15 protein-coding genes, 1 tRNA gene and 1 riboswitch are annotated in these 16,458 nt (G+C 61.9%); of the genes, 8 read left to right on the top strand and 8 right to left on the bottom strand.

The window, feature by feature from the left end:
• Nucleotides 1-86: 86 nt before the first annotated feature.
• Nucleotides 87-1,433, top strand: a complete 1,347-nt coding sequence (locus EEB12_RS10695) for a lysine N(6)-hydroxylase/L-ornithine N(5)-oxygenase family protein (RefSeq protein WP_020906329.1) — start codon at nucleotides 87-89, stop codon at nucleotides 1,431-1,433.
• Complete coding sequence (locus EEB12_RS10690; RefSeq protein WP_003945538.1) at nucleotides 1,430-1,678, top strand: MbtH family protein; 249 nt, start codon at nucleotides 1,430-1,432, stop codon at nucleotides 1,676-1,678. The genes EEB12_RS10695 and EEB12_RS10690 overlap by 4 nt, the downstream gene beginning before the upstream one ends.
• 83 nt (nucleotides 1,679-1,761) lie before the next feature.
• Here the strand turns inward: EEB12_RS10690 and EEB12_RS10685 are convergent, their stop codons facing one another.
• Complete coding sequence (locus EEB12_RS10685; RefSeq protein ID WP_019747016.1) at nucleotides 1,762-3,189, bottom strand: threonine/serine exporter ThrE family protein; 1,428 nt, start codon at nucleotides 3,187-3,189, stop codon at nucleotides 1,762-1,764.
• Nucleotides 3,190-3,311: 122 nt separating this feature from the next.
• Between EEB12_RS10685 and EEB12_RS10680 the strand changes: the two genes are divergently transcribed.
• Nucleotides 3,312-3,383, top strand: a tRNA-Thr gene (locus EEB12_RS10680).
• Nucleotides 3,384-3,506: 123 nt separating this feature from the next.
• Here EEB12_RS10680 and EEB12_RS10675 read toward each other — a convergent pair.
• From EEB12_RS10675 to EEB12_RS10655, 5 genes are all read right to left on the bottom strand, one after another.
• Nucleotides 3,507-4,304, bottom strand: a complete 798-nt coding sequence (locus tag EEB12_RS10675; RefSeq protein ID WP_020968516.1) for a GAF and ANTAR domain-containing protein — start codon at nucleotides 4,302-4,304, stop codon at nucleotides 3,507-3,509.
• 477 nt (nucleotides 4,305-4,781) lie between these two features.
• Complete coding sequence (locus EEB12_RS10670) at nucleotides 4,782-5,597, bottom strand: hypothetical protein (protein ID WP_019747018.1); 816 nt, start codon at nucleotides 5,595-5,597, stop codon at nucleotides 4,782-4,784.
• Nucleotides 5,598-5,644: 47 nt separating this feature from the next.
• The gene (locus EEB12_RS10665; protein ID WP_020906330.1) at nucleotides 5,645-5,959 is read right to left on the bottom strand and encodes a DMT family transporter; all 315 of its coding nucleotides are present in this window, start codon (nucleotides 5,957-5,959) and stop codon (nucleotides 5,645-5,647) included.
• 14 nt (nucleotides 5,960-5,973) lie between these two features.
• Nucleotides 5,974-6,039, bottom strand: a riboswitch (guanidine-III (ykkC-III) riboswitch).
• 43 nt (nucleotides 6,040-6,082) lie between these two features.
• The gene (locus EEB12_RS10660) at nucleotides 6,083-7,357 is read right to left on the bottom strand and encodes a hypothetical protein (protein ID WP_141487747.1); all 1,275 of its coding nucleotides are present in this window, start codon (nucleotides 7,355-7,357) and stop codon (nucleotides 6,083-6,085) included.
• Nucleotides 7,344-7,820: a hypothetical protein gene (locus EEB12_RS10655; RefSeq protein ID WP_410055701.1), complete on the bottom strand. Its 477-nt coding sequence runs from the start codon at nucleotides 7,818-7,820 to the stop codon at nucleotides 7,344-7,346. Before EEB12_RS10655 ends, EEB12_RS10660 begins: the two co-directional genes overlap by 14 nt.
• A 170-nt stretch (nucleotides 7,821-7,990) precedes the next feature.
• On the opposite strand from EEB12_RS10655, the gene EEB12_RS10650 reads away from it, so the two are divergent.
• Together EEB12_RS10650 and EEB12_RS10645 are read left to right on the top strand one after the other, a co-directional pair.
• On the top strand, nucleotides 7,991-8,707 hold the full coding sequence (locus tag EEB12_RS10650) for a response regulator transcription factor (protein ID WP_141487746.1): 717 nt from the start codon (nucleotides 7,991-7,993) through the stop codon (nucleotides 8,705-8,707).
• A complete protein-coding gene (locus EEB12_RS10645) occupies nucleotides 8,704-10,155 on the top strand; it encodes a sensor histidine kinase (protein WP_141487745.1) in 1,452 nt (483 codons plus the stop codon). Before EEB12_RS10650 ends, EEB12_RS10645 begins: the two co-directional genes overlap by 4 nt.
• A 25-nt stretch (nucleotides 10,156-10,180) precedes the next feature.
• Here EEB12_RS10645 and EEB12_RS10640 read toward each other — a convergent pair whose 3' ends face one another.
• Together EEB12_RS10640 and EEB12_RS10635 are read right to left on the bottom strand one after the other, a co-directional pair.
• Nucleotides 10,181-11,452 carry an alanine racemase gene (locus EEB12_RS10640; RefSeq protein WP_234550787.1) on the bottom strand — a complete coding sequence of 424 codons (1,272 nt, stop codon included), beginning with the start codon at nucleotides 11,450-11,452 and terminating at the stop codon, nucleotides 10,181-10,183.
• Between the two features lie 86 nt (nucleotides 11,453-11,538).
• Nucleotides 11,539-13,014, bottom strand: a complete 1,476-nt coding sequence (locus tag EEB12_RS10635) for an amidohydrolase family protein (protein ID WP_030534689.1) — start codon at nucleotides 13,012-13,014, stop codon at nucleotides 11,539-11,541.
• Nucleotides 13,015-13,217: 203 nt separating this feature from the next.
• Between EEB12_RS10635 and EEB12_RS10630 the strand changes: the two genes are divergently transcribed.
• The 3 genes from EEB12_RS10630 (at nucleotide 13,218) to EEB12_RS10620 (ending at nucleotide 16,424) form a co-directional block, all read left to right on the top strand.
• Nucleotides 13,218-14,063, top strand: a complete 846-nt coding sequence (locus EEB12_RS10630) for a M55 family metallopeptidase (RefSeq protein ID WP_019747026.1) — start codon at nucleotides 13,218-13,220, stop codon at nucleotides 14,061-14,063.
• 208 nt (nucleotides 14,064-14,271) lie between these two features.
• Complete coding sequence (locus EEB12_RS10625; RefSeq protein ID WP_141487744.1) at nucleotides 14,272-15,552, top strand: MFS transporter; 1,281 nt, start codon at nucleotides 14,272-14,274, stop codon at nucleotides 15,550-15,552.
• A gap of 14 nt (nucleotides 15,553-15,566) precedes the next feature.
• Nucleotides 15,567-16,424 (top strand): tryptophan 2,3-dioxygenase, encoded by an 858-nt coding sequence (locus tag EEB12_RS10620; RefSeq protein WP_019747028.1) that lies wholly within the window; start codon nucleotides 15,567-15,569, stop codon nucleotides 16,422-16,424.
• Nucleotides 16,425-16,458 lie beyond the last annotated feature (34 nt).

Below are 16,458 nucleotides of genomic sequence, written 5' to 3'. Positions count from 1 at the left end.
CTCATTAAGGGTAGCCTTTGCTACTTACTTCGGGACATCGATTGGCGACCTTATCAGGTCGTCCCGTCGGGGATGGACTACCTGTAATGAGTGAATCACCGAGAGACTCCAGCGCCGAACCCGCCGTGGTCGACATCGTCGGCGTCGGGTTCGGTCCGGCCAACCTCGCGTTGGCCATCGCTGTCGAAGAACACAATGCAAATTGTGCAGCCGTTGATCGGGTGAATGCGCGGTTCTTCGAAAAGCAGTCTCAGTTCGCGTGGCATCCCGGGATGCTGCTCGACGGTGCCACGATGCAGATCGCGTTTCCGAAGGACCTGGTGACGTTCCGTAACCCACAGAGCGGATACAGCTTCTTCTCGTATCTGTTCGAGCAAGGGCGACTGGTCGACTTCGTCAACCACCAGACCTTCTTTCCCACGCGCCACGAGTTCAACGACTACCTGTGCTGGGCAGCTCGACGAGTCGACGCGGATGTGCAGTTCGGTACAACCGTCGACGGGGTCGAGGGCATCAAGAACTCCGACGGTGTTGTCGATCGCTTTGCGGTTCGCACAGCCGACGGTGAGACGGTGATCGCTCGCAACATCGTCGTCGGCGCCGGACTGAAAGAGCGGATCCCGGAGTGGGCAACGCCGTCGTCCCGGTGCTTCCACAACCACCAGTTCCTCTTCCACCTCGAAGCGATGCCTGAGCCCGTGCACAACAGGTTCGTTGTTCTCGGTGCCGGTCAGAGTGCCGCGGAGATCGTCGACTACCTGCACGCGAACTACCCGAACGCCGAAGTCCACAGTGTTTTTGCCCGCTACGGCTACAGCCCCGCAGACGACAGCCCGTACGCAAATCGCATCTTCGATCCCGAAGCCGTCGATCAACTGCACGGCGCCAACGCCGCGGAACGACGTCGACTTCTCGATCTGCACCGCAGTACCAATTACTCGGTCGTCGACATCGAACTGATCAACAAGCTCTATGCCACCGAGTATCAGGAGATGGTTCGTGGGCCGCGGCGACTGTTCATGCGTCGGGCCTCGGAGATCACGAGTGCCGTGGAGACCGAATCCGGCATCGAACTGGCCGTCCGCAGCAACCTCGACGGCTTGACCGACACGCTGTCGTGCGACGCACTCATTCTGGCCACGGGTTTCACCCCGGCGCCGCTGGACAATTTGTTGGGTGAACTCGTGCCGGATTCGTCCGTTCCGCGTAACGTCAGTCGGGATTATCGACTGGCTGTAACGGAGGACGTGACAGGCGGTATCTATCTGCAGGGTGGGACAGAACAGACTCACGGATTGACGTCGTCGCTGCTGTCGAACGTGGCAGTGCGGGCGGGGGAGATTCTGGCGTCGGTGCTGAGCCACCAGAACCGAACTGGTGCGCTTGCTAGTCTGGGCGCACAAGACACGTACGTAACGAGTGAGGCGAGATGAGCACTAACCCTTTCGATGACGAAGACGGCCGCTTCTACGTGCTGGTGAACGACGAGGACCAGCACTCGCTGTGGCCCACGTTTTCCGAGGTCCCCGCCGGCTGGCGCGTGGTGTTCGGTGAAGACAGCCGCAAGGCGTGCCTCGAATACGTCGAGGCGAACTGGACCGACATGCGTCCGAAGAGCCTGCGCGAGGCAATGGAAGCTGATCAGGCTGCCGGCGGAAAGCACGCAGTCGAGAGCTGATTCTCTCACTGCTCGGAAACCCCCGAGTGAACCGAAAGAGCTGGGCACCGTCAGGTGCCCAGCTCTTTCTGCTTGAATCTCTCTTACTTCTCGGTGACGGGAACGCGGCGTTTGCGCTTGCGGACCATCGGTCGGCGTAGCGAGTCCACGCGCATCAGGATTCGTGGACGACGCAGTGTTCGTGCTCCCCATTCGCCGAGCGTCACGCCAGCAGCCAGGGCGCAGCCGATACCGAATGCCGACAGCAAGGCAGTCAGACCGATCAGTACCTGGTCGTTGAGCAGCGCGTACAGGCCTCGGTACAGCGACAGACCGGGGAGCAGGGGAGTGATGCCTGCGACCGCGACGACCAGTGGAGGCGTCAGGGCGCGGCGAGCCATCAGACCACCGGCAAGACCGACGACCGTCGCCGCGATCGCTGCGGCGATCACGGGGCCGACGTCGAGTGTTTGCACGAAGATCGACACACCGCTGCCGGCCGCGCCGCCCAGGAATGCCGCGGTGAGTGCACGCCGCTCGGCGTAGCAGGCAAGAGCGTAGAAGACCGACGCACACGCGCCGGAGAGCATGAGGATCGGCAACTGCGTGATGGTCGATACTTCCACGTTGATCGGTGGAAGCGTCGAACCCAGCATCCCGGTCATTCGCAACGAGATCGCGACGCCCGCGATGATGCCGCCCGTCATCATCACCACTTCGAAGAATCGCGCGACGGCCGTGATGGGCGCACCCATGATCGCGTCCTGGACCGAGCCCACCAGCGACAGCCCCGACAGCAAGACGACCACTCCGGCCGCGATCACCAGCGACGGCCGGATACTGATCCCCAGCTGATCCTGAAAGGTATAGAGCGTCGCGGCGGGCGCAGCCGCGATGAGACCACCGACAACCTGCTGGAAGAAGAACGGCAACCCGAACCGGTTCAGTACGCGGTTGACCCGATCGATAACCATCGTCGTCAGAAACGCGACTGTGGCAACAAGGAACCCGCCGCCGAGCAGGACGGAGACCGAAGCCGCCATCGCTGCCCAGGCCATGGTTGCGGTCCATCGGTTGTACGGGTGCGGCGCCGTCGTGATGGCTGTGAGTGCGTCGTGTGCTTGGTCCGGTGTGATCGCCTCACGGCGGATACGACGCGTCAGACGGTCGACAGCCGCCAGTCGCGTGAAGTCCATCGAGCGGTAGTGGACGATGCGCATCGTGCTCGCCGGCGGTCGCGTCGGGCCGCGATAGGCAGAGAGCACAATCGAGTTGTAAGTGACGTCGACGTCACACTGGGCGAGGCCGTAGGTGGCGGCGATGAACTGCACCTGCTCCGCCGTGTCCATGGCCGCGGTCCCGGAGGCGAGGAGGACTTCGCCGACCCGAACCGCCAGGTCCAGAACTTCTGCGACGACGGCGTCGTCGGTGAGGTCGATCGGTTGTAGCGGCGCGGGAGCCGACGTGACCGTGTCGACGGTGGCTTGGCGGTTTCCCGTCAGGCGTGTGAGTGCTTCGGTGAATTTCGCCATCAGGGGGCGGAGTGGGAGTTGCGCATGGGGCCCACGCTATCTAACGTGACCCGGGCGCGGCCACCGTGACGGCTTGGATATGATGGCTCCGCAAAGTCAGTCGCGGCAACGCGTCGGTCTTCGCCTCCTTAGCTCAGTGGTAGAGCACTCGCCTTGTAAGCGAAAGGTCGTCGGTTCAATCCCGACAGGAGGCTCCGAAAGTAGAGGCACTCACCAAGATTCTGGTGGGTGCCTCTGTGTTTGCCGAAGCACTGTGGTTGCCGAGATGCAGTGTTTGCCGAAGCACTGTGTCTGCGGAGATGCTGTGTCTGCCGGGTTCAGTTGGTCTCAGGCTTGTTCGTGGCCTGGCGCGGATCGATCGCGCCGTCGATGTACTGCTGGGCGATCACTCGCAGTTTGACGTTGCTGCGCTGTGAGTCCTGGATGAGGATGCGGAAGGCGCGGTCGGCATCGACGCGGTGGGTACCCATGATGATGCCCTTGGCCTGTTCGATGACGCCTCTCGATTCGAGTGCACGCTCGAGGTCCATCGCGTGCTTTCTGGCGATGTCGAGGCGCTGCGAGCTGTGCAGCGCGTAGGACGAGGTGACGGCGAACAGTTGGAGCAATGCCACGTCGGCGCCGGTGAAGCCTCGGAGGTCATGGCTGTAGAGATTGAGGGTTCCCAGTGGGCGATCTCTACCGGGCAATGGCATCGACAGAAAGCTGACGGCGCCGACTGCTTTTGCCGCGCTTGCGAATTGAGGCCACCGGCTGTGGGCTTCGCTGGCATGCGCACGTACAACTGTGCCCGTGCGTGACGACGTCACACTCGGTCCGTAGTCCAGTCGGAATTGGATCGAGTCGACGGTGCGAACAAGTTGGTGGGTGGCGGCTACGGTTCGGAATGTCGAATCCGAACCGCCGATGGTAATTCCGGCCATGTCGGCGTCGGCGATGAGATCGACGGCGTGTTTGCAGACCTGTTCGAGAAATTGCTCGGCCTGGGCATGTGGATCGAGGTGCGCGTACAGCGATTGCAGGGCGTCCGAGGCGGCGTCCAGGCTGTCCTGCGACGCAGAATTTCGGCCCCCGGTAGGGCCGCGGTGTTCTCTGGCAATGCGCGGCGCCGTCATTGTCTCAACCACCCTTCCCCATCACGTCGCAGGCATGTCCGATTCGTCTTATTGTTGCACCGGACTAACTGTTGTGCACTCTGTTTGGGTGGACAAGTGTCTGGTGGGGCAGACGGTTATGCGGGTGGGATACGTATGCCTAATCGTGATGTTTGGTTCAGTCATTTGCGGGTAGTGCGCCGAGAATGGAATTGCGTTGTCCTGCAACAGTTAACGCGGAAACTGCGACCGCGGTACAAGTTTTCTCCGCAATGGCGCGCAGGTCGCGAACTTGGCCTATTGTCAGCGCCAGCGCACAATCTTGTACGCGTAACCCGCAGACAGTGAAGGGGATACGACGATGAACGGACTGATCGCGGCTCTGAACAGTGGAATGACCGTTGGCTTGGCCAACACGATTCTGACTTTCGGCGGAATCATCATCAATCTCAACATCGTGATCAACAACTGACCGCGTAATCGGCGAGTAACCGTTTGTTATGCCGATTCGATCGGAAGGTCCGGCCCTGGGCGCTCGCCCTTGCTCTTGAGCCAGCGATTGGGAAGCTTGCCGGCCAGTTCTCCGAGTGGACCGACTGCAGCACTGAGGATTCCGACTGTTTCCTGCAGTACCTCGATGCTGGCGCTCATTCTCTCGAGGTTGGGGGCGAGCGAAGTCAACGTATCGGACAGTGCAACGATCTGGTCAAGCGGGCCGCCTTCGGCGATGAGCCGTTCGAAGGCGCCGTTCTCCGCCAAGAGCGTTTCGAGGATGCCGTTCTCGGCCAGTGCGCGATCGATGACACCGTCCTTGGCAGTCAGGCGTTCGACGGCACCGTCCTGTGCGGTCAGTCGTTCCAGCGGACCGTCCTCCGCCATCATTCGGTCGAGGAGACCGTCCGGGGCGAGCAACCGTTCCAAGGCGCCGTTCTCGGCGAGCACCCGATCCAGCGGTCCGCCGGGAGCAAGAAGTCTTTCGAGTGGTCCGCCGGGAGCGAGAAGTCGTTCGAGAGTGCCGTCGGGTGCAGTCAGTTTGTCGACCGGGCCGCCGGGTGAGAGAAGGCGATCGAGCGGCCCACCGGGGGCCAAGGCCTGCCCGATGGGCCGATCGTCTGCAGTAAGCGATGACAACTGCTGGATCATCTGCATGGGTCCGCGAGGGCTGGCCAGGCCTGCAGCACCCGCCGTCACGGCACCGGTATTACCGACGGCGATACGGACGGTAGTCACCGTCAGCTCGGCGATACCCAAACTGATCTCTGCGGCTGCAATGCCCGCGCGTAGGGGAAGCGTGAGCATCTCCAGCAGTTTCATGCGTTAACTGTAACCGGTAACACACAAACACTCATCAGGATCGCCGGTCAGTGAAGGACCTTCAGACCGACCACACAACCGACGATGCCGAGGATCAGCAGAATCTTGACGACTGACGTGGACTCCGCGCCGGTGATCATCGCGTATCCGACGGTCAGGGCGGCGCCGATGCCGACCCAGACCGCGTACGCAGTTCCGATGGGAAGGGTGCGCATTGCATACGCGAGGCCGGCCATACTGACGATCAGGCCGAGGATGAAGACAACGGTGGGTGACATCTTGCTGAATCCGTCGGACTTACCCAGCGCGGTAGCCCAGACAGCTTCGAAAAGTCCGGAAATGACGAGCACGATCCATGCCATGGTGAACAACTCCCAAGGCACCGTCTTTTCGCTGGCCGGGTACGGTGCGCTCGTCCGGATGTCGTCGTTGACCACCCAACCATAGCAACAGAATTCTGTGTTCCGACCCGATCAGCTGGCGATTTAGGTCACCACAGCCGTTCGAACTCTCTTCAGATGGATGGTCGACATGGCCACCACGATCGTCGCCGTCGCAGCGAGAACAGTCAAAGGAATCGGCGTGGTCACGGCGGCCGGACCGTGTTCCTCGAGCGGAGCGGTCGGCCACCCGAATTCCTGCGAGACAGGGTCCAGGAAGGTCGCTGAAACCGAGAACAAGGTAAGAGTGAAGGGAAGTACCGACCCGCTCGCGACTGCTCCGACGGCAACAGGCATGCATGACGCGACGGCCAGTCCCAGCGCAAGCGGGAGGACGAAGACATAGGCGACCGTGGTCAGGGCGGCATCCAGCAATCCCGAGAGTGCGGTCACGGCAAGCAGTCCCAGCCCGAGTTGGGGCATTGGTCTTTTCCAGCCGACGGCGACGCCCAGCGCCAGCGCAGCACCCACCGCGGGCACCGCCCAAGTCCAGTCGGATGAAAAGGAAATCGAGCTGATCGAAACCGCGCCGATTGCGAGTCCGGCGAGTATGAAGCGGCCGTCGTGTTGCGGCAAACGCCAAGCCAGTGCGACGGTAACGGCAACTGCGATCACCACCGCCGTCACCCAGGACCCAGGCGATGTCGACGTCGAGCCCAACCACGCATACAGGGCCGTGAATGCCAGGGGCAGAACAACTCCCAAAGTCGCCAGGCGTGTGTCGACGTCGTCCGTCTCTTGACCTGATCGTGCGACCGAGGCGACTCCGGCTAACAGAAGGGTTGCAGCGAGCAGTATCCAGACGGGAACCGTGGACGGCACGGGGTAGGTATCGCCCGGAAGTGTGAGCGACCACCTTGCGACGCGATCGCGCCACAAGTCTGCGGCGCCGAAGTACAGGGTCGTCGCGGTCACCCCGAGTGCGAGAGCAATTTGTGCTGCGCGGTGACTCTTCGTCGGATATGCCGCCGCCGCGAGGAAAGTGCCGGCTCCCATTGCGTTCAGGGTCACCGATATCGAGGCGGAGACAGGGACGAATGCTGGTAACGCGATGACTAGGGCGCCAACTGCAGCGAAGACACTCGCGAGTCCGCCACGTCCCCAGCGATGTAGTAGCGCAACACCGACCGCCGCAACCACAGCGGCAGTTGCGCCCGCCCACTGCGGCGTGATCACCACCGAGGTGAGGCCGTCGTCGGAGAACGAGAAGTCGTCAACTCGGGACTCGGCCACTGCGTACGCGGCCACCACACCGCCGACCAGCGCGGACGCCACCGAACCGTAGAGCTGAGCGATTTGAACTGGGCTACGTTGCTGCATAATTCGTCGAATTTTTGCACAACTCGCCGATACGACTGATCGTCACATCGCCGTGCGGATCCATCCACACCGGTTCCCCGTCTCGAAGTCGAGGGACAAGCAGATGGCGCCCTCGGCTCGGCCACTGAACGAAGTCGTATCCGGCCAATTTGGTCTGAACGATATCGGCGACCCACACCGCAGCGTCCGCGAATGCAGTATCCATCGACAGTGCGTTGAAGTAGCTGAATCCGCCGATGTCACGTGCGCCTTGCCAGCCGATCGTGACGTTGTAGTCGCTGTTGATCGAAAATTCCCAGATCAGACGATCGACAACAACTTCAGCTCCGAATCGCAGGCAACGCAGATCTTGGGCTACAGCCGCGAGGGCTTGTGCCCAAGACTCCGGTGGCGCGAAGCCGGGATCCTCGCCGGGATCGGAGTTGTTGGTGAACAGAGGAATACGCCAGGTCAAGCATTCCATGTTCCACAGTCATTCCATGTTCCACAGTGGAGGTAGTGACATGCCGCATCCTTCCGGTTCGTGGGCCTGTACCCCAGCTTTTCGCCTGCACTCAGCTTTTCACCTGCACTCAGCCGTTCACAGGAAGCTCCCAGGGAACATACAGCGAGAATCCAGTGGCAGGGGAGAAGATGGTTCTCGTGACCGACAAGACCCCCGAAGCCCGCATCCTCGTCGTCGACGACGAACCCACCATCGTGGAGTTGCTCTCCGTGAGCCTCCGATTCCAGGGTTTCGAGGTGGCGACTGTTTCGAGCGGAGCCCAAGGCCTGGACGTCGCACGGACATTCCGTCCCGACGCGATTGTTCTCGACGTCATGATGCACGGGATGGACGGCTTCGGTCTGCTTCGACGCCTCCGTGCCGACGGTGTGGACGCACCGGTCCTGTTTCTGACGGCGAAGGATTCGCTCGACGACAAGATCAGCGGCCTGACCCTCGGCGCGGACGACTACGTGACCAAGCCGTTCAGCCTCGAAGAGGTCGTGACGAGGTTGCGGGTCATCCTGCGCCGCGCCGGCCGCGGGGTCGCACCGGAGCAGTCGCCGCGGGTGAAGTTCGCCGACATCGAACTCGACGACGACACCCGCGAGGTCTGGAAGAAGGGCGAGTTGGTTGCACTCTCACCCACCGAGTTCACACTGCTCCGATACTTCATGGTCAATGCCGGGACGGTTCTCAGTAAGCCTCGAATTCTCGACCACGTCTGGAACTACGACTTCGGCGGGGAGGTCGGAGTTGTCGAGTCCTACGTGTCCTACCTGCGGCGCAAGGTGGATACGGGGGAGACACCGCTGATTCACACATTGCGTGGGGTCGGCTACGTGATGCGTGAACCGCGGCAATGATCGCCGCCGCGGAAAACGATCAGCTTCCGAAGCGGGGTCGTTTCCGTCTCCATTCACTGCCGCTGCGCTTCACCCTGGTTGCGGCCTTGCTGGTGTTGGCGGCACTGGGTCTGTTGGCGTCTGGCGTCGCGGTCACTTCTGCTCTCGAGAATTCACTGACCCAGCGAACCGACAAAACGCTGTACGAGGCGGTCGACGGCTGGGCAAAGCCTCACACCAGAGATTTGCAGCCACCCAGCGATGTCGGTCCGCAAACTCGTCCGCCCAGTCCCTTCTTCGTTCGGACGGTGACCGCGGACGGGAAGGTGATCACTCTCAACGACAAGTCGACGACGACCGAACCAGACCTGTCGAAAGATTCCACCGACGGCCCGATCACCGTCGGATCGAGCGACGGTTCGGACGTGAACTGGCGCGTGCTCACGACGGTTCGCGAAAACACGACCACGACTATCGGTGTGCGACTGACGGATATCGAACAGACCGTCGACGACCTGGTCGGCCTGCAACTCGGCATCGGCCTGGTTGTCCTGCTGATCCTCGGCGGCGGAGCGTATTTCGTGGTTCGTCGGAGCCTTCGTCCGCTGGTCGAGGTTGAGGAAACTGCCGCTGCCATTGCCGCCGGCGACCTTCATCGACGGGTCCCGGAGCGTGACGACCGCACCGAGGTCGGCCGATTGTCGGTGGCGCTCAACGGAATGCTCGCGCAGATTCAACACGCATTTGCCGCGACCGAGGCTTCGGAGGAATCAGCACGGCGTTCCGAGGAGAAGATGCGTAGGTTTGTCGGCGACGCGAGCCACGAGTTGCGCACACCCTTGACGACTATTCGTGGGTTCGCCGAGTTGTATCGCCAAGGCGCCATGACTGATACGGAAACGCTGATGAACCGGATCGAGGGCGAGGCGTCGAGGATGGGACTTCTGGTCGAAGATCTGCTCATGCTGGCAAGACTCGACGAACAGCGTCCACTCGAGAACAAGCCTGTGGATCTGCTTGCAGTTGCGGCGGATTCGGTACAGGCGGCACGAGCGATCGCACCGGATCGAACTGTCGAACTTCAGATGACCGGCGGCCCAGGCCTGCCCGAAGTGCATGGTGACGAGGCCAGACTGCGTCAGGTAGTTGCCAATCTGGTGGGCAACGCGATCAAACACACGCCGCCGGATGCGCAGGTCACCGTTCGTGTCGGTACGACCGAGAACTCCGCGGTGGTCGAGGTTTCGGATACCGGTCAGGGTTTGAGTGACGAGGATGCCGCGCGGATCTTCGAGCGTTTCTACCGCGCCGACACCTCTCGCACCCGTGAGACCGGGGGCGCCGGTCTCGGCCTGTCCATCGTTTCGGCGTTGGTTGCAGCGCACGACGGAACCGTCAGCGTCGAGACCTCCCTCGGGCAGGGGACGACGTTCCGCGTCGAATTGCCGCGTGACCCGAAGGACGACTGACGCCGGATTACCGCAACCGGTCCCCTCAGAAGTAGGTGTGCACCGTACCGACGACGCGGTAATCCGAATCGACCTCGGGAATCAGTGACCACTTGTCGAATGTTGTGCAGGGATGCGAGATTCCGCAACCGAGCAGATCGCCGACCTTCACGTCGAAGTCAGCCGGAACGTCGACGTACGCGTGCTGGTCGTTGAGTGCGGTGATCGTCAGCTCTCGCGCTGATCGGTTGGATCCGTCGCGTCGGCGCCACAGGACTATGGGAAAGCCTGCGTCGGAACCGACATCGCGGCGGCCGAAGCCCAGGATCACCCGTCCGGGTTCAGGTATGGAGAGCACTACGCCCCAGACCTCTGCGGCTCCCTGCAGAGTTCGCGGACCGTCAGCCCACGGCGAAGTTTCGGCATAGAGACCGTGATCATGGGTGATATAGCAACCGCTGCGCAGCACGATGCGTACACCGTTGTCGAGTGCCCACCGTCCGGCCAGTTCGCGCACAACGAGATCGTGAAATGCGCTGCCGCCGAAAGTGACCAGTGGCCTGGGAGCCTTCGCGGAGTTGTTCTCGAAGAGGTTCTCGGCCACACAGATTTCCGTGAAAACCCGCGCGGATTTGAGATACGAATCGACGGAGATACGGCGGGCTGCTACCGAGGCTCCGGGCATCATGCCCTCGAACCCCTCGACTCCGGTGAGTATCAACGAAGGTGCCTGCGATGCTGCGCGTGCGACGTCGAGTGCTTGCTCGACAGTGCGAGCGCCCGCGCGTCCGCTGTCGTAGCCGAGTTCGACGAGAACCCGGATACGGCTGGCTGGTGAGACTTTCGCGATCAACTGTTCCATCAGGCGGACGCTCTCGACCGAGTCCACGAGGGTGGTGACGAAGAAATCGGGGTCGGTGGCCTGGGCGTCGCAGATCCACCGAATACCGGCGGGATCGAGAACCTGGCTGGCGATGATGATGGTGTCCACACCGAACTCACGCAGAATGCGTGCCTGCGCAACGGTTGCGGCTGTCATCGCCCAAGCCCCGGCGTCGAGCTGCCGTCGAACCAGTTCGGGGCTCATCGTGGTCTTCGCGTGAGGCGCCAGATCCACATCGTGGTCGGAGCAGAACTGCGCCATGAGGTCGACATTGTGCGCGATCGCTGCACGGTTGAGTGTCATCACGGGTAGCAGGAGGTTGCCGTCGAGTGCCGAGATCCCCAGCGGCTCGAGGTCGGAACCGTCGCGACCTTCGAGGTCGGTGCCGAAGGCCTTGTGCTGCCAACCGATCGGGGGGTTCGCGAAATCCGTCATGTCATCGATTGTGCCGTTGATTGCAGACGATGTGTTCATGTGTGGTGACTTTCTGTCAGAACTATGCAGGTCAGGATGAGATCCGGCTACGAGCGGCGTACCGGGCGACCAGGCAACGCGTCCTGGACCACGACACCGTCTTCGACGACGGGTACTCCGCCGACCAGCACGCGGCTGATACCGGTGGAGGGGCGGGTGCCGTCGATGTACGTGGCGTTGTCGGTGATTCGCTCGGGGTCGAAAACGAGGATGTCCGCGTCGCTACCGGGGCTGATCCGGCCTTTCGTCGCCATCGAGGGAACCGACTCCTCCAGAATCTGCGCAGGGATCAACGAGCAGCGCGCGATGATCTCCGACAGCGACAGCAGCCGACGCTCGCGGTACAGCGTACGAATCGCTCGCGCATAGGTGCCGGCGCCGCGTGGGTGGCCGAGTGCCTTCTCCGGCAATGGCCACTGCAACGCATCGGCAGCGGTACGGCCTGGCCAGGTCAGTGGCATCGCGTCGCTCGCGATGGCGGCACGGTCGAAAGTCATCGCGCGTTCGAGGAATTCGCGCTGCACGGTGTCGTTCTCGTCGAGGAACTCCACAAGTACCAGTCCGCCGGGGTCCGTTGCCCGAAGATGTTCCAGCTGCTTGCGGTCCGCGATACGTTCACCGGTGGGCACGAAAGTCAGCGATCGTGGTGTCAGATTCATCAGATGCAGCTTGTCTGGATCGAGAAACGCAGCTCCGACGGCCGTCGAGCCTGACCCGTACGGATACGCCTCTGTCGTGACGCGAGATCCGGCTGCCTGGACCTGAGCCACCACGGACAGTGCATGGTCGACGTGCATTCCCGAGGTGCTGTTGACGTGGCAGTAGTGCATGTGCGCGCCGGTTTCGGCTGCTGCACGGGCGATTTCGACGGCGCCGTCCACCGGGCTCGACGGATCGGCCGAGATGAGTGGGCGCGCATGGGTGTAAGTGGGAACTCCGGCTCGGGCCGCGAGATCCGCCACCTGCAGGTACTCGGCCGGATCGGATTTCGGGGCGTATCCGACCACCACGCCGATGCCGAGAGCGCCTGCAGCGAGATCGTTTTCGAGGAGTTCGAGAATGTGGGCGCGCTGGGAGGCAGTGGGTTCGCCCTGCCAACTCGGGGAACCGACATGGTGCAAGAGAGTCCTGATGTCGCCATCGGGATCGGCGCCCGAGAGTTCGATCATGCGTGCGTGCGCCCACGACGTCGCGTAGCCGTAGTTGATCGGGCGCCCCTCGGCACCGGCACGCGCATATGCCTTCGCAACAGGAATGACGCCTGCCTCCAGTTCGAGGGCCGTCGTCACTCCGTCCAACGCTTGAAGTCGCTGCTCGGCGATTTCCTGTCCGTGGCTGTGCAGGTCGATGAATCCGGGGCAGATCACCTGACCGGTCACGTCGATCGTCTGCCGAGCCTCGATCGCGTCGTGACCCCACGCCGAGACCTTGCCGTCGGTGATCGCGATGCCCCGAACCTCGTCGGTCCCCGATGCGGGATCGACGACGCGGCCGCCGGTGAACACGATGTCGTGGACCTGCATCAGCGCTGCACTCCTGTCGTTGGTCGAACCGCCTGGCCCGGCGAATGTCCCGATGGTTTCACGGCTCGGGTATCGGATTCTGGTGTGAACGTCCCAAATGGAGGCCGACTCACCGTTCGACCGGACAAGAAACGAATGCAGTCGAGTGTGAAGGTGAAAGCGAAGTTATCAATTCAGCCGATTGAGATCGATGGAGGACAGGAATGCACGTCTATATTTCGGTGGACATGGAGGGTATCGCGGGTATCGCGACGCTCGATCAGACGATCCGCGGCGGTGGCGGCTATCACCGTGCGCAGATGCTCATGACTGCCGAGACCAATGCTGCGATCGCCGGTGCGTTCGACGCCGGTGCGACGAGCGTCCTGGTCAACGACAGCCACGGAACGATGGACAACCTGCTTCACGCCGATCTGGATCCACGGGCGCGCCTGATCTTCGGATCACCCAAGATGCAGTGCATGGCCGAAGGAATGACGTCGGATCACGACGTCGCCCTGTTTGTCGGCTATCACGCACCAGCTGGTGGACCCGGCGTCTTGGCGCACACGTTCTCGAGTTTGTTCGCCGACGTCCGCCTCGACGGCAAGTCCGTCTCTGAGACCGACGTCAACACCCTCTACGCTGCCACCCAGGGCGTTCCCGTCGGTCTCGTGACCGGTGACGACATCATCTGTGGCTTGGTGGACGCGGCCTCGCCGACAACCGAGACCGTCGAGGTCAAGAAGGCACACGGATGGTCGGCAACCAATTCGCTGCCGCCGTCGCTGGCGTGCGAGCAGATCCGAGCAGGCGCCGAGCGCGCAGTGCGCAAGGCCGACACACTGAAGCCGGTCGAGCTGCGTGACGAATGGACCCTCGAGATCGTTCACCCCACCACTACGGGAGCTGAACTCGCCGAGGCTGTTCCCGGCTCACGACGGATTTCGGATCGTACGATTTCGCACACACTCGGCAGCGTCGACGACATTCTCGGCCTGATCACTGTCAATGCTCGGCTTGCAGCCGCAGGCGTCTCGACGATCGTGGCAGTCGCTAATCGCACGTGATGAAGTAGCGACTCTATCGCGAAATGCCGCCGACGCCGTGTGCGTCGGCGGCATTTGTCATCTACTGGGGCAGAACATGTTCCGACCGACCAAACGTTGCTTCAGGTATTGGTGAAACGGACCAATGCGGTAGACGTGTTCGCTGTCACACTTCATCAGTCTTTTCAATGTTCTAGTCCATGCGGCACAAGACAATTCGGGAGGCTTGATGAAGGCGGAACGCGTCACAGTGGAAGAACCATTGCGGGGGACCGGCGGTTCGGTTCGAAACATGTTGGACAACAAGTCGATTCGTCGCACAACCACCGTTACGGTGGGGCTGCTCAGTACTATCTGGTTGATCGACATGGTGGATCGCGTCATGATCGGGCTTGCGCTTCCGATGATCGGCGACGAATTCTCGCTCAGCAGTACGCAGTTGGGTGGTGTGGTTTCGGTCTTCGCGATCTTCTACATGCTCGGGCAGGTCCCCGGCGGAATGTTGGCCGACCGCTTCGGACCCAGGCCACTGTTGATCGTCGCCTTGATCCTGTGGTCGGTGTTCACCGCGTTGACAGGGTTCGCGTGGGGTCTCATCTCGCTGATGGTCATGCGTGCGATGTTCGGTATCAGCCAGGGGCTCTTTCCGGCGGCGTCGTTCAAGGCTTTGGCTGAGCGGACGCGTCCGAAAACCAGAGCGACCGCGATGGGTTTCATGCTCGGCGCCAACAACCTCGGCCCCGGCGTCGCACCGCTGATCATCGCGCCGGTCCTCATGGCCGTGGGGTGGCGTGACGCGTTCTGGCTGGTGGCCATCGTCGGCGCTGTGATCGGCACGGTGGTGTGGTTGGTGCTGCCGGCACCGTTGGACACGGACATCTCGGAAGATCCTGAGGCTGCGCTGCAACCTCTGGCGAGCGAGCACTCTCGCGCCGCGGTGTTCAAGTCCGCGTCGGTGTGGAAGTTCGCAATTCTGTTCTGCCTGGCCAACATGTCCGCGTACGGTCTGATGACCTGGGTGCCGAGTTATCTGCTCAACGACAAGGGACTCTCGCTGATCGACACGGGAATCTTTGCCGCGATCCCCTTCATCGTCACGGCGCTGGCCACGATTGTGGGCGGGCGGTTGGTGGACAAGTACTTCCACGACCGGGCTCGGATTCTTCTGGTTCCGTGTATGGCCACGTCGGCAGTCCTGTTGTTCCTGATGACCACCGCTGACACCGTCGCGATGTTCACGTTCTACGAGACGTTGGCTCTAGGCATCAGCGGTCTGTGTTCGATGTCGATCTTCGCGATGCCGTTGCGGGCACTTCCTTCCGAATTCCTCGGTTCCGGAATGGGTTTGATCAACGGTTGTGGTCAGTTCGCCGGTTTCATCACCCCGCTCATGATGGGATGGATGGTGGACCAGTTCTCGTACATGGCTGCATTCGGAGTCCTGGTCGGAGCGACGAGCGCTGCCGCATTGGTGGCCATGATCGTTCCGCAGACCCCGGCGAAATTCTGAGAAGGAGACTGAAGATGTCGGCAACGGACGGCACACGGAAGATCGAAGACGACGTCGTCACCGATTTTTCCGAGAAGATGAGTTACGGGGCCTACCTCGGACTCGATACCCTCCTGGATTCGCAGCATCCGGTGAGCGAGCCGGAACACCACGACGAACTCTTGTTCATCATTCAGCACCAGACCAGCGAGTTGTGGCTCAAGCTGTTTCTCCACGAGATACGGGCGGCCAGAGCAGCGATCGCTGCCGACGACATTCGGGTCGCATTCAAGCGGATCGCACGCGTCAAACACATCCAGGCCACTCTGACCGAACAGTGGTCCGTGTTGGCGACACTGACGCCGGCGGAGTATGCGGAGTTCAGGGGCGTTCTCGGCAACTCGTCGGGGTTCCAGTCGTACCAGTACCGCGCCGTGGAATTCGTGCTCGGAAACAAGAACGCCGGCATGCTGAAGGTGTTCGAATCGGATCCGTCCGCCCATCGATTGTTGGAGACCCTGCTCGGAGAGCCGACGCTGTACGACGAGTTCTGGCGGTACCTGTCCAGGCAGGGTTACGACGTTCCGGCGTCGGCTCTCGAACGAGACGTCAGCGCGCCCTACGTGCGAAACGACGAGCTGATTCCGCTGGTCAAGGCAATCTACGAGAACGTCGAACAGCACTGGACGGCGTACGAGGCATTCGAGGAGTTGGTCGACCTCGAGGAGAGCTTTCAGCTGTGGCGGTTCCGGCATCTTCGGACCGTGCTGCGGGTGATCGGCATGAAGAAGGGGACCGGCGGTTCGAGTGGTGGTGCCGGGTTCCTGCAACGTGCGCTGGAGTTGAGCTTCTTCCCCGAGCTGTTTGCCGCCCGAACAGAGATCGGTACCTGACACACCTGCTTGATGACACACAGTTGCTTGTCAC

Source organism: Rhodococcus sp. WS1 (assembly GCF_003797745.1).
Taxonomy (GTDB): Bacteria; Actinomycetota; Actinomycetes; order Mycobacteriales; family Mycobacteriaceae; genus Rhodococcus_F; species Rhodococcus_F erythropolis.
This window is presented reverse-complemented; position numbering and strand designations above follow the sequence as displayed.